Source organism: Mucilaginibacter aquariorum (genome assembly GCF_024498135.1).
GTDB lineage: Bacteria > Bacteroidota > Bacteroidia > Sphingobacteriales > Sphingobacteriaceae > Mucilaginibacter > Mucilaginibacter aquariorum.
The window spans coordinates 25,630-46,694 of record NZ_JANHOH010000016.1 but is presented as its reverse complement, the minus strand read 5'-3'; the positions used below and the strand labels follow the sequence as shown (position 1 = coordinate 46,694).

Here is a 21,065-nt window from a genome sequence, read left to right as displayed (position 1 = left end):
TTACAGGTTTATTTTTAAAGATACGATTTGTAATAATACAATTTGTTTGTGTTGTACCTGTACCTACCTATCTACCATTAAACCCCTTACTTCAAAAGTTATGCGTGCCCTGGGGTTAACCTTTTCCCGGTGTTGTTTAGCCCCAACAACCGTATCTCCGGCAAAATGCTGCATATCATCGGCAATTAATACCCGCTGGGCCACACCTTCAATGATTACTCCGCGGCCTGTAATTGCTTTTGGTAGGGTGATGTTGTAATTTTTAAAATGCGCTGCTATAAGCTTCCCGTCGCCTGCATCCATTTCAAACCAGCCGCCTTTTTCTTTAATAACGCTGATGATGGTGCCGGTTATGGCAGTGGTCTGCCTGATCTTTTTACCCATAAATGCCTCTATTTTTGTTGCGGGTACAGGTGCAATATTATTGGGTTTATCGCCAAAAACCATTCCGTGGGGCAATGGGGTATGCTGTTGGGCAAAGCAGTGTATCCCGACAAAAATAAAAACCATGAGAGCCAGCTTTTTCATTATCCCTTTAACATTCGTTAGAGTTGTTAGTTTGACCTAATTAACCACCCGGAGTTTATTTTTCAACAGTTATTGTTTACAGCAAGCTTATTTTAAGATATTTGTAAACTACCATGTACGATAAGGGAAATAAATGTTATTAGCAAGATACCAGCACGGATTTATTGAAGCAGGATGTGACGAAGCCGGACGTGGCTGCCTTGCCGGGCCTGTTTTTGCCGCTGCTGTGATCCTTCCCCGAGATTTTGACCATCATTTATTGAACGATTCTAAACAGCTTACCGAAGAGGTGAGGTATCAGCTGCGTATAGAGATAGAAGAAAAAGCCATTGCCCACGCTGTGGCCTGGTGCGATAATGCCGAAATAGACGAGATCAATATTCTTAATGCATCTTTCCTGGCTATGCACCGTGCTATTGATAAGCTGTTGTGCATCCCGCAGTTTTTAATTATTGATGGTAACCGTTTTAATAAATACGGCGAAATACCGCATAAGTGCATAGTAGAGGGCGACGCCAAATATTTCAGTATAGCGGCAGCATCTATCCTTGCCAAAACCTACCGGGACGATTACATGAAGCAAATTGCTTTAGAACACCCGGAATACAATTGGCATTCAAACAAGGGTTACCCAACCATTAGTCATCGTAAAATGGTGCTGGAACGCGGCCATACGCCATATCATCGTAAAACTTTCCGTGTAACCGAGCCATTGCCAAGTATTTTATAAGCTTTACTTTGTCGGATACGCCAAGGTTGATAACTTTGACTTAAACCAATTAATACCCGCCTTGAGGATCCTTATACTAACGCACCGTGCCCCGTTTCCGCAAAATGGTGGCTACCCTATTGTGGTAGGCAATACCATAAAGGGATTGGTTAGCCTTGGGCACGATGTTTCCCTCATATCCCTCAACGTAAAAAAGAACAGCACAATTGCCGAAAGAGACGAATTACTGGATAGGATAAGCTATATAGAGTTTGATATTGACACCCGCATATCGGTAATTGAAGCTGTAAGCAACCTGTTCACTAATAACTCTTATAATATTGATAAGTACTATAACGCCGGTTTTGAGAAGTTGCTGTTCAGAAACCTGACGGATAACAAATACGATATCATTCAGCTGGAGGGTATTTTTGTAGCGCCTTATCTGGAGGTTATCCGCAGGCATTCAAAAGCGAAGGTCATTTTTAGGGCGCATAATATAGAGCACCAGGTGTGGCAAAAATTGGCCCAGCAAAAAAGCGATCCGTTTAAAAAGTGGTACCTGCGCCTGCTTGCCCGCCGCATTAAAAACTATGAGCTGGAGCTGCTGAATAAGTTTGACGCGATAGTGGTTTTTACCGAGCAGGATAAAAGCTCCATGCTATCTTACGGTGCCAAAATACCTTTAAGGGTTTTACCTATCGGGATAGACCTCTCCTTATATAAACCGGACCATAGTAAAGTTGATTTTCCGAGCCTGTTTTTCCTGGGCTCGCTGGATTGGCTGCCTAACCGTGAAGGAATAGAATGGTTTATAGATAATTTTCATAAAGACCTTACCGATGGCGACCTGAAAGCGAAATTTTACGTGGCCGGCCATAATATCCCCGAGCAGTTTGACGATTACGAAGTGCTGGGCAAAGTGTTTATACATGGCGAGGTTGATGATGCCCTTGAGTTTGTAAACAGTAAATCTATCATGATAGTGCCCCTACTCTCAGGCGGCGGTATGCGGGTAAAAATAGTAGAGGGGATGGCCATGGAAAAATGCATCATATCTACATCCCTCGGTGCCGAAGGTATTAATATTGAGCACGGCAAAAATATCATTATCGCCAACAACCTCGACGAGTTTTATAATGCCGTAAAAAAATGCATTACCGACGAGCATTATTGCCGCGAAATAGGCCGCAATGCCCGTACGCTGATAGAGCAGCAGCACGATGTAAATACCATAACCCGCCAGCTCGCCGATTTTTATCAATCAATTATATAAATTGCCCGCGCACTACAGCTATTTTGCTATTTTTGCCACGATATTATATAAACATGAAGAATACCGCTTTAACACAAGTACATACTGATCTGGGCGCTAAAATGGTGCCTTTTGCCGGGTACAATATGCCCGTACAATACGTTGGCATTAATGCCGAACACGATACCGTACGCAAAGGCGTAGGTGTATTTGATGTAAGCCACATGGGCGAGTTTATCCTGAAAGGCGAAAAAGCGCTTGACCTGATACAACGCGTTACCAGTAACGATGCATCTAAACTATACGATGGTAAGGTGCAATACTCTTGCCTGCCAAACGAAGATGGCGGTATAGTGGACGATTTGCTGGTTTACCGCATAGACGAAAAAACCTATATGCTGGTGGTTAACGCCTCCAATATTGAAAAGGATTGGAACTGGATCTCTAAATACAACACCGAGGGTGTGGAGATGAAAGATATATCAGACCGTACCTCACTGTTAGCTGTACAAGGCCCAAAAGCTGCCGATGCGTTGCAAAGCCTTACAGATATTGACCTGGCATCAATGGAATATTATACTTTCAAGAAAGGCAAATTTGCCGGTATTGATAATGTTTTGGTATCTGCAACAGGTTATACTGGCGCAGGCGGTTTCGAGATCTATTTTGATAACGAGCATGCCGAGTTTATCTGGAACGAAGTATTTAAAACCGGCGAGCCATTTCGCATTAAACCAATTGGTTTGGCTGCACGCGATACTTTACGTTTAGAAATGGGTTTCTGCCTTTACGGCAACGATATTGACGATACCACATCGCCATTAGAAGCAGGGTTAGGTTGGGTAACAAAGTTCAGCAAGGAATTTACCAACTCTGAAGCCCTGCAGCAGCAAAAACAAGCCGGTGTAGAGCGCAGGCTTGTTGGTTTTGAAATGATAGACCGCGGTATCCCCCGCCATGATTACGAAATAGTTGATGCTGATGGTAATGTTATAGGTAAAGTAACATCGGGTACCCAATCACCTTCGCTGCAAAAAGCAATTGGCCTTGGTTACGTAAAAAACGAATTCGCCAAAGAAGGATCTGATATTTACATCAGCATTCGCGATAATAAAGTAAAAGCAAAGGTTGTAAAACCACCTTTTTATAAATAGAAGCTTCGCTTGTCATAAAGTCATTGGTTATTGTGTTTTAAAACGCAATAACCAATGATCCAGTGACCAATAACTACCCCAATGACACGCAGTTTAGACGTTTGCCTTACCCCCGCGCTTATACCCCTTTACAACGTAGAGGATTATATTGTGGTGGTAATAGATATCTTCAGGGCAACGTCTTCTATTTGCTATGGGATAGAGAATGGTGCCGAGGCCATTATCCCGGTATCAGAAGTAGAAGAATGTGCCGCTTACCGTGAAAAAGGTCCGGGCTATTTACTGGCAGCCGAGCGCAATGGTGAAGTGGTTTCCGGCTTTGATTTTGGCAATTCCCCGTTCTCGTACACCGCCGAAAAAGTAGCTGGTAAAACCGTTGTGCTAACTACCACCAATGGTACCCATGCATTGCATTTATCGCGCAAAGCAAGGAAGATCGTAATAGGTTCTTTTCTGAATATTACCTCGCTATGCACCTGGTTAAGGGCACAACAGGGTAATATATTGCTGGTTTGTGCCGGCTGGCAAAATAACTTTAACCTGGAAGACACCCTTTTTGCCGGTGCTGTAATAGAGCAGTTAAAAAACAACGGCTTTATCTTGGATGACCCCGCCATCGCCGCCAACGACCTGTTCCAGATCGGTAAAAACGATATCAGCCATTACCTCAGCAAAACATCTCACGGGGAACGCCTCAGAAAACTTGGTATCGAGAAAGATATCGAATTTTGCCTGCAGATTGATCTGACCACTGCTATCCCGGTATTGGATGGCGAGAAGTTGGTTAAGCTTGTTTAGCTATCCTACGCCCACGCCACCGCTTTACAAATACAATTATTAAAGCGATTACAAGCAGCAAATACCAGTTGGATAATAAGCCGAAGAACAAGTTTTGTAACGACTCCCATCCGCTTATCAACGCGCTTTTAAGTTTATAACCAAAGCCATTGCCGGCGGCAACCTGTTCTGGTTGCTTGGTATAAAAAGTGATATTTAACGAGCTGTAGGCCACCTGTTTGCTCATGTAGTTCAGCTGGCTTTGGGTAGATTCTATATCACTGCGGATCTCGGTTAGTTTCTCTTCAATATCCAGCAGATCGCGCATTTTGCCTGCACGGTTTAGCAGGTTCAAGTACCGTTTTTCGAGCTGCAGCTTATTCTCTAAGCGTGCTTTAGTATCTATAAATTGCGAGGTAACATCTTTTATGCGGATATTTCGGCTATCTATCTTGGTGGCTGTAGAGGAAACCGTCCCCAAAAAGGTATCAAAGTTTTTGGCAGGAATTCGGATGATAATAGTGTACTCCTTACTGCCCAACACCCCATCTGTTGTTTCGCTGTCATCTTCAGCATAACCTTCTAAGTGTTTTAAAGAACTGATGATCTGTTCGCGGGTTTTGGCAACGTCGCTTGTTTCGAACCGGATATCACCCTCTTTGATGATCTTCTTTTCTGTATCAGCAACATTCTTTTTTTTAACGAGGGACGCATCCACACCGCCTGCTGATTTGTCTGCCATTATTTGATTGCCCACCGGCTCGGCAACTTCCACTTCTCTTATTGCAGGAGGAGCATAAGCTTTAGCCAGTATTTCTTCATCCGCCTTTATAGCCGGTGGGGGCATTATCAGCTCCGTTGATACCGATTTTTCTTTGGGTGAAGAATTTTTGCATGCTGTAAATGCCAGCATTAAGGCAAACAGAATAAATAGATACTTTTCCATAATAAGGCTGCTTTAATTTATTGTATAAACGAAGATAGCCAAATTATATTTTATAATTACAGAAATAAACAAATTATATTTTGTTATAATGTGTTTACTTGAAATTAAGTATCAAATATTGCTATTTAAGTTTGTCATTATTCTTATGCCTGTCGGCGTCGCGGATGCTTTTCTTTTGCATGTTTTTTTCCAGAGCGGCGGTCAGGTCAATACCGGTTTGGTTGGCCAGGCAAATGAGTACAAACAGCACATCGGCCATTTCATCTGCGAGGTTTACCTCCGTGTCCGATTTTTTAAACGATTGCTCGCCATACTGCCTTGCCATTATACGTGCCACCTCACCAACCTCCTCCATTAAAATAGCGGTATTGGTTAGCTCGTTAAAATATCGTATACCAGTTGTTTTTATCCAGTTATCTACAAGATGCTGTGCTTCCTTAATTTCCATAAGGCAATATTACAATAATTTACTACTCGGTTAATGCATCACTTTGCGGGTTAACTCACCCCGACTTTGCTTCGCTCGTCGACCCTCTCTTCGCTACGCGGAAAGAGGGTGAAAAATTTTTAACTCCCCTCTTTGCGAAGCAGAGAGGGGAGTTAACTTGATAATATAACTTCCCGCCTTTACTTTGCATGCGGGTTAGAGCCTCGCCTAAACGGCAAAGCCCTCATGAAATAATCCTCTCCAAAGGAAAGGACTTTACTTTAACAGCCCCCTCTCCTTTGGAGAGGGCCGGGGTGGAGCTTCACCAAATAAAACCAAAGTCCTTATCTTTGTAACCTATGACGATGAGTGCGGGCACCCCCTTTCAATTTTTAGATCAGGATCTTTTACTGTTACCACAAAAGGCTATTTACTGGCAGCAGGAAAAAGCTTTAATAGCGGCTGATGTACATTTTGGCAAGGTAGGGCATTTCCGTAAGGCAGGTATCGCTATCCCCCGCAATATGGAACAGGATGACCTGGCCATGCTATCCGACCTTATTTATGAGCACAAACCCGAAAAACTGATCTTCCTGGGCGACCTTTTTCATAGCGATATGAACAATGATTGGGATTGGTTTGTGCTTTGGCGCAGTCAGTTCCCCAGGCTGCAAATCATCCTGATAAAAGGCAACCATGATATCATCAGCGATAAACATTATACCGATCTGGGGATCATCCTGCATCAAAAATTAGCCGTTGGTCCTTTCCTGATGCTGCATCATCCACTGGCCGATCCGGAGGAGAAGGATGAGGACGGTTACGTTTTATGCGGACATATCCACCCGGGTATTAATTTGGTTGGCAGGGGCAGGCAAAGTGTTACACTGCCCTGTTTCGCATTTGGTAAAAACCAGGCCATATTGCCCTCATTCGGTAAATTTACGGGTAGGGTTGCCATCCTAAGCCGCAAGGCCGATAGGGTGTTTGGGGTGTTAAAAGATAAGGTGATCGCTATTAGTTAATATCTTTTTTCGCATTAACCTATTGTTTTTCTATTAGTTATTCGTAAATTCAGTCACCAAACAAACCCAACTGATATGAAAAGCGTTAAACACATCCTTGCCCGCAAGGGGAGCAATGTTATTGCTGTACCTGCCCAAACTACTGTTTTAAACGTATTGAAGCTGATGTCTGAAAAAAACATCGGATCGGTTGTGGTGACCGAGAACGGTAAATACATTGGCCTTGCAACAGAACGGGACTATGCCCGTAAGATCATATTGATGGGTAAACACTCGGATGAGACCGTTGTAAGCGAGATCATGAGTAATGATTTTCCTAAGATCACCCCCGAATCGTCAATTGATACCTGTATGGTGGTAATGAGCGAAAACAATATCCGTTATTTACCGGTATTTGATGCCGCCGATGAATTATGCGGAATAGTATCTATTAACGATGTGATCTACGAAACCATCCACTCACAAAAGGAAACCATAGAGCAGTTGCACAGTTATATTCAATCTACGTAAATATTATTAACTTTGAACTATGACGACAAGAAGCATCGAAGAACAAATAGCGGTTATTAGGGACACCGCAACTAAAGCGACTTCTTCAAAAGAGGCAGCAGCAGCATTCTTGATAAGGGCAGGTATAAATGATGCTTCAACAAAAACAGACTCTGCTCATAAAGCAAATTCTAATAAAAACACTTCGTCTTCCGGTAGGTTTACAAAATAGCTGAATAATGCCGGGATTTCAAACAGGCTATGTAATTGGCTTTCATAGTTGTGACAAAGAAGTTGGTTTGCGCTTGTTAAATGGCACGGATGAATTGCTGCCAAGTGATAACCCATGGGATTGGTTAGGGCCGGGAAGTTATTTCTGGGAACAGGATGCAGAACGAGCATTACAATATGCTACTGAAACAGCAGCAGTAAACAAAAAAATAAAATTGCGGCTAAAATCCCATTTGTTATTGGGGCAATAATTGAACTTGGCAACTGTCTTGATCTCGTTGAAACCGTCTCGCTTGAAATATTAAAGGAATCTTATAATAAACTCAAAGAAATTAAAGACATTCTGGAAGAAAAAATGCCTGTTAATAAGGGTAACAATCGCGCATTAGACTGTTCAGTAATAAAATATATTCATCAGGCCAATGCCGATGCAGGCAAACAATCATTAGATACAATACGCTGTGCATATCCCGAGGGTGAAGAAATATATCCGGGTGCTACAATATCTTCCCGTTTACATATTCAGATATGTGTTTGCAACCCCGATTCTATTAAAGGTTATTTTCTGCCAAAGCCTTTGAGTAAATATAACCCACACCTATAATCTAATTACCCTTTAAAACCATTCCCGCTTTAAAAAGTTAATACCTCACAGGATGAAACATTCCTGCAGATTATTAACATGCAGAATACCACTAAAGAACAAGCCACACCCATAATGATAGGTGCCGAGGTTTTTATTGAACCCGGCCAGACGCCTAAAGAGATAGATCTCTGGTTTCGCAGATTGCAGGAGGCCGGCATGACCGTTACACGCATCCGCCTGTTTGAAACCTACATGCGTAAACCTGATGGCAAGTGGGATTATACCCTGTTTGATGCCGCCTACAAAGCCGCAGATAAATATGGTATCAAAGTTTATGGCAACCTGTTCCCAGCCACGGCTTTTACCGATCTGGGCGGCTTAAAATTCCCCAAGGACGAAGACCATTTAGGCACTATAGCGCGATATGTAGAAAGTGTTGTTCCCCATTTTAAACAATTTGATTCCTGCTATGGCTGGGTGCCGGTAAACGAGCCGGGCGTTGGCCATTTTCCGCAAGAGCAATTTGCTACTGATAAATACCGCGAGTGGAAAGCCGCCCAGGCCTACTCTGAATATAACAGCGGAGGTTATGACCATTTTGATTTTGCCGATGAACGCTTCCACTTATATTATAATACCTGGTTCCTGAAATGGCTTACAGACGAGATCCATAAATACGATCCGGATAGTATCATCCATGTAAATAACCACGCCATATTTAAAAATGTAGCCGAGTATAACTTTACCGACTGGCGCGACTTCCTGACCAGCCTTGGCGGGTCTGCACATGCCAGCTGGCATTTTAGCTATTTTAATCGGGAGCAGTATGCTTTGGCGGTTTCGGCTAATTGCGAGATCATCCGCTCGGGTGCGGGAGAGATCCCATGGTTTATGACCGAACTGCAGGGGGGCAATAATACCTATAGCGGCTTTTTATCGCTTTGCCCAACTAAACAAGAAATTACGCAATGGCTTTGGATAGCTATTGGCACGGAAAGTAAAGGCGCGATATTCTGGTGCTTAAATCCCCGCTCATCGGGTATCGAAGCTGGCGAATGGGCCATGCTTAATTATCATAATGAACCATCAGACAGGTTGCAGGCAGCTATAGAAGTTATTGATTCGGTTAATGAACACATTAGTTTTTTTGAGGGGGCTAAAGTGGTAGCATCCGGCATAAATATATTGTACACCCGCGAATCGTTATGGGTTGAAAAGAAGTTGCAAACCGGCGGCAAAAGCTACGAGGGGCGCGACGAGGGTGGAGTAATGAGATCGGCGCTGGCCTATTTTGAAGCATTAAGTGAAGCTGGTGTACAAGCCAATTTAAAAGAGATAAGTGAGTTTGATTTCTCAAAACCCAGCTATGCCGGCTGTGCCGTTATTTTAGCGCACCAAATAGCTATACCCTCAAAATATTGGCCTTTGCTGGAAGCCTTTGTAACAAAGGGGGGCAAGTTGATAGCCGATGGACTAACCGGTTATTATGACGAAAACGCGGTAGGCACAATGCGACTTGGTTTCCCGCTGCGCGATTTGTTGGGGGCCGATGTGCTCGAATACAAAGCTATTGATGATATGGAGGAAATGGTTGTTGATGGCATAGCCTTGCCTGCTTATCAATGGCGGGGCAACTTAAAGGCCACTACAGCTACGGCGCTCTCCTATCGGAACGATGATATAACATCTACCAGGAATGAGTTTGGGAAAGGTGAGGTATATTGGCTGCCATCGCTTGTGGGTTTGGGCAGCAGGATACTGAACACCTATGATCATCTTAACCTATTTTTAGCCAAAGCTCTCGACTATTCTACATTAAACCTGCCCTTTGTTTTTGAAGAACCACAAAAGGGTGTGCTGATGAAGCTAATGGGTAACCATAAAGAAATTGTGACTATTATTATTAATAAAGCAGTTGTAAGGAGAGAGTTAAAACTGATCCTAAAAGACCCATCACTGCAACCTATGGTGCTTTTTGCCAATAATGGTGGCAAGGTAGGTAGAAACCATATTAGTATTGATGCCGAAGAAATACTGGTTATAAAATGGGTGTAATGGCTTAATTTTTTAATTTAGCCTTCATGTCGCTACGCATTTAATGAGAAAAACACTCCCGCTTATAATATTTATTACACTTACGGGTACGATGTATGCATTGGGCCAGTCGGCTAAGGCTATTATACCACTTGGAGGCAATGCATGGGTTACCGGTAAAGCCACTATTACCGATGATGGCTTAACTAACTGGGAGAACCCGCAGGATGCAATATCCATATATTTTAGGGTTGATAAAGCGGCAGAATTGACATTTGCATTAAGAGTACGAGTTCCCGAAGGGAAAAGCAAGATCAGCGTTACTATTGGCAAACACACTTTTTCAAAGCAAGTAGCTAACACAGGCTTTGACACTCTTAGTATTGGCAAGGTAATGCTGCAACCTGGCTATATAAAAGTTGATTTGAAGGGGATAAGCAGGTCAGGAAACGTTTATGCCGACGTAACAGACCTGATAGTTGAAGGTGTTCAATCTGCAAATGAACTTACTTATGTAAGAACCGGATCTTCCTTTCATTTTGGGCGGCGGGGGCCTTCGGTTCATTTACGCTATAACATCCCGCAGGAAATAAAAAAGGATGTTAAATGGTTTTATAACGAAATTACCGTCCCTCAAAAAATGGACGTGATAGGTTCTTATTTTATGGCCGATGGTTTTAGCGGAGGATATTTTGGCATGCAGGTAAATTCTGATACTGAGCGCCGGGTGCTGTTTTCGGTATGGAGCCCGTTTAATACCGATGATCCTAAAAGCATCCCGGATAGCCTGCGTATAAAATTGTTGACTAAAGGCGATAAGGTACACGGCGGCGAGTTTGGGGACGAGGGATCGGGCGGGCAAAGTTATTTGCTATACCCATGGCAGGCGGGTAAAACCTACGCGTTTTTATTAGAAGCCGCCCCGGATAAACTATATAATTCAACAACATATACCGCATGGTTTAAAGAAACAGGAACTGATAAATGGTTGTTAATTGCCAGTTTTAGCAGGCCGCAAACGTTCGGCTATCTAACCGATCTGTATTCTTTTGTAGAAAACTTTGAACCTGATAATGGCGATAAAATACGGATGGCTTATTACACCAATCAGTGGCTGGGCGATAGCGCCGGGAAATGGCACGCCGTAACAGGGGCCAAATACACAGGCGATGAAACCGCCCGGAAAAATTACCGTAAAGATTATTCGGGGGGATTAAAGGATGGGCGGCTTTACCTTAGAAATGGCGGTTTCTTTGATGACCTAACACCGCTAAACCAAAAACTTGAATACAGAACAAGTTTACCCCCGCCTATGATCGACTTTAATCAATTACCCCGGTAATTTATCCCCTTTAATTTCCTGTTCGTGCCCTTCGGTTTGTGGCTGTATGTTGGTATCAAACGCGTAATTGCTTACCGGGTATGGCATAATAAAGGTTTTTTGCACCCTTGTCGATTTGATAAAATACGGTATCCAGATAGCCGCTACAATCATTGAACGCATTACATCCCTGCTGTCGTCAGTGTCAAGTTTAACCCCGGCTGCCTGTAATAAAGCATAATCCATAAAATGGAACACCACGTGATAAGCATATAACCCTATCACTAATTTTGGGAATATATCGCGTCGTTTTATCAGCAGAAAAAAGCAAAAAGACGTATAACACAATGAAAAAATATTACCAAAAACTTCAAACGTAAAAGCGGCCTTATAAAACGCTTTTGATGCCCCCGGCAAAGCCAGGTTCCATTTGCTTAGGTCAAATGAACCATTATTTATAATGATAGCAAAAATAGCCAGTGGTGTTATAGCTAAGCCCAATGCAATTAAAATAAGCCAGCCACCAATAGGCATCTGGTAGCGCCAGTGTACAAACTGCAGGCTTTTGGTTTCGGTCTTATAAATCCTTATCGCTTGTATTATCAGGCCGACGGCAAATATCATAACAGCCAAAAACATCCAGTAATTAAAGTGGTAGGGCACTTTAGAAACATCCGGCGTGAAGGTGAAGCTATAGGATAGTTCGTTATCTGAAACTTTCTTCGCATCCTCACGTGTTTCGTCCAGCTTATCTACGGGAATAAAATCTTTTAAATAGGCAAGCTGATAGTTTAAAGATAGAGTGTCATTTTCTGCCGATGATTGCGATTTAAAAATATAGGCATCGCGTTTTATTTCATTATGCCCCTCTTCAATATTCCATCCGTTGGGCATTACTACCTGTATGGTGTAATTAATATTCAAAGGAAATGATAGCGCTACCGGGCTTACAGCTTTATTAGGAATAACGGGTAGCAGGTCGTTAATATAGTTTGCATAAAACCCGGCTTCAAAACGCCCGGTTTCTTTGCCTTTTTTTAACAGATCGCTTATTAAATAATGCTCAATAGTAGTAACCGTATTATTTTCCTCATCGTCAATAACTGTAACAGAATCAGTCTGTTCAATTTTTGGGTATACTTTGGTATAATAATTAAGGTAGCTTTTTTCTGTTTCACTCATACTTGATGATGCAAGCTTGTCCCTAATTTTGTCAGCCTCGTTTAAAGTATATACCGTGGTTACAATAAACGGTACTTTGGCTTTTTCATCAGTTATGGTATACCTTTCCTGCAAATCTATCTTCCCTGTTTTAACCGGTGTTATGGTAGTCAGCCCGTTATTACCCGGTTTTAGCACAAGGCCTTTTCCATATTCAGGAAAGTAAATGTTAGTACCTGTGCCTCGTTGATATGAAATGGTAGCGTCTACCCAAACCTGTTTGTTGTTTATGGTAGCCACAACAACAGCATGGTTAAATGCATTGGGGGTTGGTATAAATTTATCAATACCGGCGTCAATCCCCGAGTTTACCAGCACCATTTCAGCCTCTATGCCACCAGCCCTTAAAACAGATGCCAGCAGTAACGATTTATCCTTACAATCGCCATAGCGCTGGTTAAATACCTTTTCGGGGCTATTTGCCCTGTGCGAGTATTCGCCCATTTCTATACCCATGTATCTTACTTCATCCTGCACCATTTTAACGGCCGCCCTAAAGTATCTTTCCTTATTGCCTTTCGTTGCCGCTTTTAGCCCGGCAATTTGCACCGCGAGCTTTCCATTAGTTACGGGTATAACCGGGTTAACGCTTAAGGCCCAATCGGTAACTTCTTTCCAGCTGCTGTAATCACTTACCTGTATATACGCGTAATTATTGTACCAGCCGGGTTGGTTATCAAAATATTCCACCGGTAATACCTGGTAAGCACTCCACTCGTAATTGGTAAGGCCATCCTTTTTTGAAACGGATGCCTGTGGTGTTTTATTAAACGATTTAAAATTTAGCTTGCGCGATGGCGATACCAAAATGGATTTGTACACATGTGCAAATGGCACCGATGACTGGAAATACAGGTCCTGTGAAAATTTGTTATTAAATATGGGGTTCCGGCCGGTTATGGTGTAGGAGTACTCTATCCTGTCGCCTTTACGTATATCGTCTAAAATACAATAGGCAGAATAGCTGCCCTGGTAAATAAACCTTGATAGTTCTTTTTCATCGGCAAGAATTTTAAATGACCTGGCTGATAAACGTTTTTCTGGCTTGTTGTTGCGCCAAACGGTTATGTCATGAACATCAAGCCTTTCAAAAGATGGGTCGAACCCAATATTTATTGATGATCCGTTCTGGATGCCCGCTTCTGAAACAATTTCTTTAATGATGTGCGTATAGTCAGCCTGCTTTTCAACATGTAACTGCTCTTCAAACAGCTGATAAAAATATCCATTGGTAATATTTCTTGAGGATACTTTTTTATCGTATGCTTTATAAGTATTAAGCCAAACGGGTTTAGGAGATAGATGAACAACAGGAGCCCCCGCATACCCGAAATTTGGAAGAGCAGCTTGCAGCAGTACAATAAATAAGGTTAGCAGCGTGATAAGGCCTTTTTGCATAAGGCTATGAAAATAAAAAAATCAAAGCATATTTTACTTTGATTTTTTTAACATTATTAATGTTGCATTTAAGTTAAAAGCTTGCTTATTAACTACTTTTTCTTCTTCGCCAGGGCCCGATCTTCATCCTCTACTATCCTGAATGCTACAATTTTAGCAACTATACCAAGAGGGATAGGCTCATTATACGGAAACTGAACAGAACCCTTTGCCCCTTTATAAGCTGCTAGCTCCATTTTAAAATGCGCTATGGCAGCCGCACCAGGATAAAAGCCAAGATGATTTTTTGCAGCACCAAAATAAACCAGGTTACCATGCTGTTTATAGGCAGGCATCCCATAGCTTATAATTTCCTGGGTATGCGGGGCAGCGTTTTTTATAGCATCCCGCATTTGCTGCAGCTTTTGTTGTACATCGGCAGGAAAACCGCCAATATATTCGTCAACATCTTTTGGTTTGTTCATGGTTTTGCTATTTAAATGTAGCAATTATCCTTTTTTACTCATATCCATAAACAGCGCGTTCCAGCGGTGGCCATCAAGGTCGGCAAAAGCGCAGCCGTACATCCAACCCTGTATTTCGGCAGGCGGTGCAAAAAGATTACCCCCGGCAGCTGTTACTTTTTTGGCAACCTCGTCTACCTCCTCGCGGCTTTCGGCGCCAAAGCTAAACAGCACTTCGGTAGTTTTTGAAGTATCTGCCAAACCATTTTGGGCAAACTGCTTAAATATATCTTCCTGAAAAAGCATCACGATGGTGTTTTTCTCACTCACCGATATAGCCACAGAGGTATCCGTAGCGCCATCTTTAATGCCAAACCCTATACTCGAAAAAAACTCTTTTGAGCGGTTAATATCCTTAACCGGTAGGTTCATCCATAATTCCGTTGTCATGTTTGGTGGTTTTAATTGTTAATATTATACAACCAAAGGTAAGGCCGCAATGTTACATTCAAGGGGTATTAATGCGACCATTTAACGGGTAAATACGGACATGGCATTTAATTCTTATACAAATAAAAACGTGCGGAATCCCCCCTTTGTATGGCATTTAATGCTGCGGATCTTTCATCAAATTCGGCAAGCTCTCCAGGGGTAAATGCCTCTTCAACCGGGTAGGTTTGATGTGTGTCAGGATGTGTTAAAGGGATGCCTTTTTTGTAAAGCTCGCTACCCCAAAACTGAAATGCGGTTGAATCAAAGATTGTTTTGCCAATGGTGAACCCCGTCTTTTCCGCTAAAATTTGTACGCTTTTTAAAGTATGTAATACAAAGTGCCTTGGTGCATCAAGCTGAACCCAGTTTTCTTTATAAATATCCCACACCTCGCCTAAAATAGGGATACATACCAAAAATATGCCCCCTTTTTTTAGTAGCCTGTGGCATTCCTTCAACTCCTTAATCTGCTCGTCCATGTGCTCTAAAACATGGTGGGTTATTAATACATCATACGAATTTGAAGGGAGTTCTGAAAGGTCTTTTTTTAGAACCCTAACACCATAACCATGATCTATCTCCTTGCTTATAAACTTGTCTACGCCGGTAACATGTTCAAACCCCTGGTTAAATAATAAACAGATAAGCTGGCCTTTGCCGCACCCAATATCAAGTATTTTTGCACTGGGCATGGTGTTAATAGGTTTTAGATACTCCAGGGTTTTATTGGCCGATGTTCTATATTTCTTCCTCATCCTGATGCTGCCCACTAAACGCTTAAAAAAGGGGAGTCTTTTTAACGGCGTTATAATCTGATTAAATGACATATAATATGGTGGATAGTGTTTGTCAATATCAGCAGGCACTTCCAAGATCTGGATGCTACCACAATTCGGGCATTCGCCATAAGCGAATTCCTCGCGGGTGCCAAACATCATTTCTTTAAAAGTGTACTTTGATTCTAAATAGGTGCCACATACCCTGCAGTTTATTTCTGTCATATTATCTCATTAGCCTAAAGCTCAAAGTTAATATAATTAAAAAATTTACCATCGTTCATGACCGGTAGCCACATCAAAAGCCGGATGGATGTTTTAATACTGCGCATTTGCTATTTTAAATTATAATATTTAGTATTGTGTAGTAATGACACAATAACTCAGAACTGTCAGTGCTATAACCAATTATACCATACAGGCTGCAACGCCTTTATGGGGAACCGCTCTAAAGCTGAAAAGTATTTTATGAAAAAAAACTACCTATTGCTGCTGGCATTGCTGCCATGCGTTGTATCCGCACAAACCAAATGGACCGAAACCAAGGCCGGCAACATTGCTTTTGTAACCAATAAGGGCGGCCGAAGCCTTGGCTATTCAACCAGATCGGGGGTTAAAGTATTAACTGTTGATGGCTTAGCTTTTAAAGACCTGAACAAAAACGGCAAACTTGACAAGTACGAAGATTGGCGCTTGCCTGTTGATGTACGCGCAAAAGACCTTGCCTCGAAAATGAGCGTTGAGCAAATTGCGGGCCTAATGCTTTACAGTCGCCACCAAATGATCCCTTCTATCCCGGTTGGGCCATTTGCGGGGACTTACGGTGGCAAGCCATTTACCGAGAGTGGGGCAAATCCCTTTGACCTGTCTGACCAGCAAAAGCAATTTTTAGAAAAGGATAACGTGCGCCACGTGCTTATCACATCGGTACAAAGCCCCGAGGTTGCCGCTAAGTGGAACAATACAGCGCAAGCCTTTGTAGAGGGTATTGGCCTGGGTATCCCGGCAAACAATAGTTCGGATCCACGGCATGGTACATTGGCTACTGCCGAGTTTAATGCGGGTGCGGGAGGTACTATTTCTATGTGGCCAGGCTCATTGGGTATGGCGGCAACATTCGATCCATCAGTTACCCAGAACTTTGGGCATATAGCCGCGCTGGAATACCGGGCGTTGGGCATTGCTACAGCTTTATCCCCGCAAGTTGATATCGCCACAGACCCACGCTGGAACCGTGTAAGCGGAACCTTTGGTGAAGACCCACAACTGGCCGCAGATATGGCCCGCGCTTATATAGATGGTTTCCAAACATCAACCGGTACAAAAGAGCTGGCTAATGGCTGGGGATATAATAGCGTTAACGCCATGGTGAAACACTGGCCGGGTGGCGGCGCTGGCGAAGGTGGCCGCGATGCGCATTATGGTTTTGGTAAATATGCTGTGTATCCGGGCAATAATTTTAACGAAGCACTAATACCCTTTACGCAAGGCGCGTTTAAGCTTGCCGGTAAAACGGGTATGGCTGCCGCGGTGATGCCATATTATACTATTTCATTTAACCAGGACACCAAAAACCACGAGAATGTGGCCAACAACTATAATAAATATATTATTACCGATCTGCTGCGCAACAAGTATCACTACGATGGCGTGGTATGTACCGATTGGCTGGTTACCGGCGATGAAACCGTTATCAATAGCTTCCTGTCGGGGAAATCATGGGGAATGGAAAAAGCAACTATTGCCCAGCGCCATTACAAAATTTTAATGGCCGGGGTTGACCAGTTTGGCGGTAATAATGATGCTGCACCTGTTTTGGAAGCTTACCAAATGGGGATTAAAGAACATGGCGAACCTTTTATGCGGGCAAGGTTTGAGCAATCTGCCGTGCGTTTGTTGAGAGGTGTTTTCCGTACGGGGTTATTTGAGAACCCATACCTTGACCCTGAAGTAACTAAAAAAACTGTGGGTAATGCCGATTTTATGGCTGCAGGCTACCAGGCACAGCTAAAATCAATTGTAATGCTTAAGAACAAGGCAAACATATTGCCATTGCAAACAGGCAAAACGGTTTACGTTCCTAAAAAATTCACTCCGGCAGGTAAGAATTTCCTGGGGATGCCAACTCCCGAAAAACTGGAATACCCGGTAAATATGGAAACGGTTAAGAAATATTTTAAGGTAACTGAAAATCCTGACGAAGCCGATTATGCATTGGTGTTTATTGACAGCCCCATTGGGCACGGTGGTTACGATGCCGATGATGTTAAAAACGGCGGGAACGGCTATTTACCGATATCATTGCAGTATAGTAAGTATACCGCCGAAACCGCCCGCGAAACCAGTCTTGCCGGTGGCGACCCTTTAGAAAATTTCACTAACCGTAGCTATAAAAACAAATCAGAAACATCAACCAATGTTACCGATTTGGCTATGGTGACCGATACTTACGCAAAAATGAAGGGCAAACCAGTTATTGTTTCGGTTAACATTAACAATCCTATGGTTTTTGGTGAATTGGAAAAACAGGCTAATGCGATAATTGCCGATTTTGGCGTACAAGGGCAAGCAAGTTTGGATATCCTTACAGGTAAAGCAGAACCATCTGCCTTATTGCCGCTGCAAATGCCGCTGGATATGAAGATAGTAGAAGCCCAATATGAAGATGTACCACACGATATGAAATGTTACACCGATTCTGAAGGTCACATCTATGATTTTGGCTACGGATTGAATTGGAAAGGTGTTATAAAAGATGCCCGCACAGCAAAGTATGGTAAAGCAACAGCAAAACCGTAAATTGCTTTTAATTATAGAATTAACCACAGAGGTCACTGAGGTTGCATAGAGTAAACCGAGAAAGACAACTAAAAATCTTAGTGCTCTCTGTGTTTTTATCTTTGTGTCCTCTGTGGTAAAAATTTGAATTATGAAACGAATCCTTACTTTATCACTCATCCTGCTAATCACTTTAAGTTCCAACGCGCAAACCGCTTTTAATGTAGTACAAACCGATGCCGGTAAAATATCAGGAACACTGAACAGCGATAACAGCGTTTATGCATTTAAGGGCATCCCATTCGCTGCACCGCCCATTGGCGAGCTGCGCTGGAAAGCACCACAGCCGGTAACCCCATGGGATGGTGTTAAAGAATGTGCCGAATTTTCTAAGAGCCCTATCCAAGGTAAACCAAACGAATTTGGTGTTTACACCCGCGAATTTTTAATAAAAGACGAACCGCTAAGCGAAGATTGCCTGTACCTGAATGTATGGACAGGAGCAAAAACACCCGCCGAAAAAAGACCTGTTATGGTATGGATCTATGGTGGTGGCTTTGTAAGCGGCGGAACCAATGTACCCATATACGATGGCGAAGCTTTGGCTAAAAAGGGTGTAATATTAGTGAGTATCCCGTACCGTGTTGGCATCCTGGGTTTTCTTGCCCATCCGGAACTAACAAAAGAGTCGCCTGATCATGCATCTGGCAACTATGGTTTAATGGATATGCTGGCGGCACTAAAATGGATACGGAAAAATATTGCTGCCTTTGGCGGCGACCCCAATAATGTAACTATCGCGGGGCAATCGGCAGGCTCAATGGCTGTAAATTGTTTGGTGGCATCGCCGTTAGGGAAAGGTTTATTTAATAAAGCTATTGCCGAAAGCGGCGCCAGCTTTATAGCGGGGCCGTTTGGCGGTACTACCCTAAAACGGGCAGAAGAGTCGGGCGTTAGATCTGCCGAAAAACTCGGCGCAGCATCATTGGCTGATCTTAGAAAACTGCCTGCCGAAGCATTACTGAAGCAATTTGGCGGCGGCCCTATTATTGATGGTTATGTATTGCCTGAAAATATTGCCGCTACTTTTGCAACGGGTAAAGAGAACCAGGTGCCTGTACTCACCGGCTGGAATGCAGATGATGCTTTTATTGGCCGATTAAAAAACGCGGCAGATTATCAGGCTGATGCGAAACAAAAATATGGCGCCCGCGCGGTGGTGTTTTTAAAACTTTACCCCGGTTCGACGGATGCAGAGGCCGAACGTTCACAGATCAATATCAATCGCGACCAAACCTTTGGCATACAAAATTACACATGGGCAAAGGTGCAAAGCGCAAAAAACAAGGCAAAAATTTACGTGTACCGTTTTACCCGCAGGCTACCCGCTATGGCAGATTTTGTAAAATACGGCGCGTTCCACACCGGCGAGGTGGCCTATGTATTTAATAATCTTAAGTTTCTGAACCGCTCGTTTGAACCTGTCGACAATCAATTGGCCGAGGCAATATCATCGTACTGGGTAAACTTTGCTAAAGCGGGGAATCCTAACGGCGACGGTTTACCCACATGGCCGGCTTTTAACAATGCTACCAGCCAGGTAATGTATTTGGGCGAAAAACCTATGGCTAAAACGTTGGCTGATAAAGCCGCGCTGGAATTTATGGTAAAGGAGCTGAGTAAATAATCAATCACGATAGTGACGAAACAAAAAAGGGGATAGCTTTAACTATCCCCTTTTTTGTTGAATTATGTGTTATTTATGCAAACCTTGCTTCTTTTCTTAAAGCGGTAGGTTCTACGTGAAGGTAATCGGCAAAAAGTTCTTTTACTTTTTCGGCTACCTCGGTACGGTTAACGGTTGATGCATTGCGGCGGCAGCTTAGATAATGCTCGCGGGCAATTTTCTCGGCCAAGTCGCCAAGGGTTTTTACCTTTAGCTCTTTACCAAATTTACCTGCAAGTATTAATCCTGTTATGGCAATAACAGCCAGTATAAGGCCAGCTATGTTATTAAAAAATGATAATGCTATCGCGGCCAGCAGCAAGCCGGCAAAGCCATAAACTATCCATCTCTTTGGCTGCAGCAGGTTAACGTGTAAGCCCATTTCGGCTTCCATATCTGCTACAACTTCAATGCGGTTATCGCGCGGGAAAAGCTCGCAAAGTTTTGTTTGTGGCTTAAGGTCGCATTTTTCAATAGGTTTTTTAGCATTAATTGCATTACGCAATTTGTAGAAAGCCTGTTGAGTTGTGCAACTGTCACTTTGTACCTGTTTAACCTTTTCAACCACAAGATCGCATAATGCGCCAAAGGTTTTAATATGTTTAAGGTCCTGGTCTGTGAATCTGATATTGAACGATCTTTCGATCTTTAGTAAAACATCACCTACATCCTCCGGGTCGATAGTGCTCAAATTAACGACCGGCGTATTATTTTTTAAATTAACTTTCAATACTATAGTACTAAATTAA

The 21,065-nt window shown here is 42.9% G+C and carries 20 protein-coding genes; 12 read left to right on the top strand and 8 right to left on the bottom strand.

The window, feature by feature from the left end:
- Positions 1–63: 63 nt before the first annotated feature.
- Positions 64–528 (bottom strand): DUF4920 domain-containing protein, encoded by a 465-nt coding sequence (locus NPE20_RS26395; RefSeq protein WP_256541719.1) that lies wholly within the window; start codon positions 526–528, stop codon positions 64–66.
- 133 nt (positions 529–661) lie between these two features.
- On the opposite strand from NPE20_RS26395, the gene rnhB reads away from it, so the two are divergent.
- From rnhB to NPE20_RS26375, 4 genes are all read left to right on the top strand, one after another.
- Positions 662–1,258: a ribonuclease HII gene (rnhB, locus tag NPE20_RS26390; RefSeq protein ID WP_256541718.1), complete on the top strand. Its 597-nt coding sequence runs from the start codon at positions 662–664 to the stop codon at positions 1,256–1,258.
- 61 nt (positions 1,259–1,319) lie between these two features.
- Positions 1,320–2,513, top strand: coding sequence for a glycosyltransferase family 4 protein (locus NPE20_RS26385; RefSeq protein ID WP_256541717.1), 1,194 nt, complete (start codon positions 1,320–1,322; stop codon positions 2,511–2,513).
- A 53-nt stretch (positions 2,514–2,566) separates the two neighbouring features.
- Positions 2,567–3,646 carry a glycine cleavage system aminomethyltransferase GcvT gene (gene gcvT, locus NPE20_RS26380; RefSeq protein WP_256541716.1) on the top strand — a complete coding sequence of 360 codons (1,080 nt, stop codon included), beginning with the start codon at positions 2,567–2,569 and terminating at the stop codon, positions 3,644–3,646.
- Positions 3,647–3,727: 81 nt separating this feature from the next.
- On the top strand, positions 3,728–4,444 hold the full coding sequence (locus NPE20_RS26375; protein WP_256541715.1) for a 2-phosphosulfolactate phosphatase: 717 nt from the start codon (positions 3,728–3,730) through the stop codon (positions 4,442–4,444).
- Here NPE20_RS26375 and NPE20_RS26370 read toward each other — a convergent pair.
- Positions 4,431–5,369, bottom strand: a complete 939-nt coding sequence (locus NPE20_RS26370; protein WP_256541714.1) for a DUF4349 domain-containing protein — start codon at positions 5,367–5,369, stop codon at positions 4,431–4,433. The two genes, NPE20_RS26375 and NPE20_RS26370, sit on opposite strands and share 14 nt — an antisense overlap.
- A 121-nt stretch (positions 5,370–5,490) precedes the next feature.
- Positions 5,491–5,817 carry a nucleotide pyrophosphohydrolase gene (locus NPE20_RS26365; RefSeq protein ID WP_256541712.1) on the bottom strand — a complete coding sequence of 109 codons (327 nt, stop codon included), beginning with the start codon at positions 5,815–5,817 and terminating at the stop codon, positions 5,491–5,493.
- Positions 5,818–6,161: 344 nt separating this feature from the next.
- On the opposite strand from NPE20_RS26365, the gene pdeM reads away from it, so the two are divergent.
- The 6 genes from pdeM to NPE20_RS26335 all read left to right on the top strand — a co-directional run bounded on the left by pdeM (position 6,162) and on the right by NPE20_RS26335 (position 11,503).
- Positions 6,162–6,821, top strand: a complete 660-nt coding sequence (gene pdeM, locus NPE20_RS26360; RefSeq protein WP_256541711.1) for a ligase-associated DNA damage response endonuclease PdeM — start codon at positions 6,162–6,164, stop codon at positions 6,819–6,821.
- Positions 6,822–6,896: 75 nt separating this feature from the next.
- Positions 6,897–7,331, top strand: coding sequence for a CBS domain-containing protein (locus NPE20_RS26355; protein WP_256541710.1), 435 nt, complete (start codon positions 6,897–6,899; stop codon positions 7,329–7,331).
- A gap of 19 nt (positions 7,332–7,350) precedes the next feature.
- Positions 7,351–7,542 (top strand): hypothetical protein, encoded by a 192-nt coding sequence (locus NPE20_RS26350; RefSeq protein ID WP_256541709.1) that lies wholly within the window; start codon positions 7,351–7,353, stop codon positions 7,540–7,542.
- 7 nt (positions 7,543–7,549) lie between these two features.
- A complete protein-coding gene (locus NPE20_RS26345) occupies positions 7,550–7,792 on the top strand; it encodes a hypothetical protein (RefSeq protein ID WP_256541708.1) in 243 nt (80 codons plus the stop codon).
- A gap of 431 nt (positions 7,793–8,223) precedes the next feature.
- Positions 8,224–10,182, top strand: a complete 1,959-nt coding sequence (locus NPE20_RS26340; RefSeq protein ID WP_256541707.1) for a beta-galactosidase trimerization domain-containing protein — start codon at positions 8,224–8,226, stop codon at positions 10,180–10,182.
- 43 nt (positions 10,183–10,225) lie between these two features.
- On the top strand, positions 10,226–11,503 hold the full coding sequence (locus NPE20_RS26335) for a DUF3472 domain-containing protein (protein ID WP_256541706.1): 1,278 nt from the start codon (positions 10,226–10,228) through the stop codon (positions 11,501–11,503).
- Here the strand turns inward: NPE20_RS26335 and NPE20_RS26330 are convergent.
- The 4 genes from NPE20_RS26330 to NPE20_RS26315 all read right to left on the bottom strand — a co-directional run bounded on the left by NPE20_RS26330 (position 11,492) and on the right by NPE20_RS26315 (position 16,037).
- A complete protein-coding gene (locus tag NPE20_RS26330) occupies positions 11,492–14,101 on the bottom strand; it encodes a DUF3857 domain-containing protein (protein ID WP_256541705.1) in 2,610 nt (869 codons plus the stop codon). The genes NPE20_RS26335 and NPE20_RS26330 overlap by 12 nt on opposite strands.
- A gap of 92 nt (positions 14,102–14,193) precedes the next feature.
- Positions 14,194–14,565, bottom strand: a complete 372-nt coding sequence (locus NPE20_RS26325; RefSeq protein WP_256541704.1) for an iron chaperone — start codon at positions 14,563–14,565, stop codon at positions 14,194–14,196.
- A 24-nt stretch (positions 14,566–14,589) separates the two neighbouring features.
- Positions 14,590–14,994, bottom strand: a complete 405-nt coding sequence (locus NPE20_RS26320) for a VOC family protein (RefSeq protein ID WP_256541703.1) — start codon at positions 14,992–14,994, stop codon at positions 14,590–14,592.
- A gap of 107 nt (positions 14,995–15,101) precedes the next feature.
- Complete coding sequence (locus NPE20_RS26315) at positions 15,102–16,037, bottom strand: class I SAM-dependent methyltransferase (RefSeq protein WP_256541702.1); 936 nt, start codon at positions 16,035–16,037, stop codon at positions 15,102–15,104.
- A gap of 243 nt (positions 16,038–16,280) precedes the next feature.
- Between NPE20_RS26315 and NPE20_RS26310 the strand changes: the two genes are divergently transcribed.
- Positions 16,281–18,611 (top strand): glycoside hydrolase family 3 protein, encoded by a 2,331-nt coding sequence (locus NPE20_RS26310; RefSeq protein WP_256541701.1) that lies wholly within the window; start codon positions 16,281–16,283, stop codon positions 18,609–18,611.
- Between the two features lie 130 nt (positions 18,612–18,741).
- Entirely contained in the window at positions 18,742–20,277 is a 1,536-nt protein-coding gene (locus NPE20_RS26305; RefSeq protein ID WP_256541700.1) for a carboxylesterase/lipase family protein, read from the top strand.
- Positions 20,278–20,350: 73 nt separating this feature from the next.
- Here the strand turns inward: NPE20_RS26305 and NPE20_RS26300 are convergent, their stop codons facing one another.
- Positions 20,351–21,046, bottom strand: coding sequence for a hypothetical protein (locus NPE20_RS26300; protein ID WP_256541699.1), 696 nt, complete (start codon positions 21,044–21,046; stop codon positions 20,351–20,353).
- Between the last annotated feature and the right edge of the window lie 19 nt (positions 21,047–21,065).

Coding starts and splice junctions, on each gene's coding strand:
- NPE20_RS26305 (WP_256541700.1), top strand. CDS start 18,742: ATGAAACGAATCCTTACTTTATCACTCATCCTGCTAATCACTTTAAGT.
- pdeM (WP_256541711.1), top strand. CDS start 6,162: ATGAGTGCGGGCACCCCCTTTCAATTTTTAGATCAGGATCTTTTACTG.
- gcvT (WP_256541716.1), top strand. CDS start 2,567: ATGAAGAATACCGCTTTAACACAAGTACATACTGATCTGGGCGCTAAA.
- NPE20_RS26355 (WP_256541710.1), top strand. CDS start 6,897: ATGAAAAGCGTTAAACACATCCTTGCCCGCAAGGGGAGCAATGTTATT.
- NPE20_RS26350 (WP_256541709.1), top strand. CDS start 7,351: ATGACGACAAGAAGCATCGAAGAACAAATAGCGGTTATTAGGGACACC.
- NPE20_RS26365 (WP_256541712.1), bottom strand. CDS start 5,817: ATGGAAATTAAGGAAGCACAGCATCTTGTAGATAACTGGATAAAAACA.
- NPE20_RS26345 (WP_256541708.1), top strand. CDS start 7,550: ATGCCGGGATTTCAAACAGGCTATGTAATTGGCTTTCATAGTTGTGAC.
- NPE20_RS26330 (WP_256541705.1), bottom strand. CDS start 14,101: ATGCAAAAAGGCCTTATCACGCTGCTAACCTTATTTATTGTACTGCTG.
- NPE20_RS26320 (WP_256541703.1), bottom strand. CDS start 14,994: ATGACAACGGAATTATGGATGAACCTACCGGTTAAGGATATTAACCGC.
- NPE20_RS26335 (WP_256541706.1), top strand. CDS start 10,226: ATGAGAAAAACACTCCCGCTTATAATATTTATTACACTTACGGGTACG.
- NPE20_RS26325 (WP_256541704.1), bottom strand. CDS start 14,565: ATGAACAAACCAAAAGATGTTGACGAATATATTGGCGGTTTTCCTGCC.
- NPE20_RS26370 (WP_256541714.1), bottom strand. CDS start 5,369: ATGGAAAAGTATCTATTTATTCTGTTTGCCTTAATGCTGGCATTTACA.
- NPE20_RS26375 (WP_256541715.1), top strand. CDS start 3,728: ATGACACGCAGTTTAGACGTTTGCCTTACCCCCGCGCTTATACCCCTT.
- NPE20_RS26395 (WP_256541719.1), bottom strand. CDS start 528: ATGAAAAAGCTGGCTCTCATGGTTTTTATTTTTGTCGGGATACACTGC.
- NPE20_RS26315 (WP_256541702.1), bottom strand. CDS start 16,037: ATGACAGAAATAAACTGCAGGGTATGTGGCACCTATTTAGAATCAAAG.
- NPE20_RS26310 (WP_256541701.1), top strand. CDS start 16,281: ATGAAAAAAAACTACCTATTGCTGCTGGCATTGCTGCCATGCGTTGTA.
- rnhB (WP_256541718.1), top strand. CDS start 662: ATGTTATTAGCAAGATACCAGCACGGATTTATTGAAGCAGGATGTGAC.
- NPE20_RS26340 (WP_256541707.1), top strand. CDS start 8,224: ATGCAGAATACCACTAAAGAACAAGCCACACCCATAATGATAGGTGCC.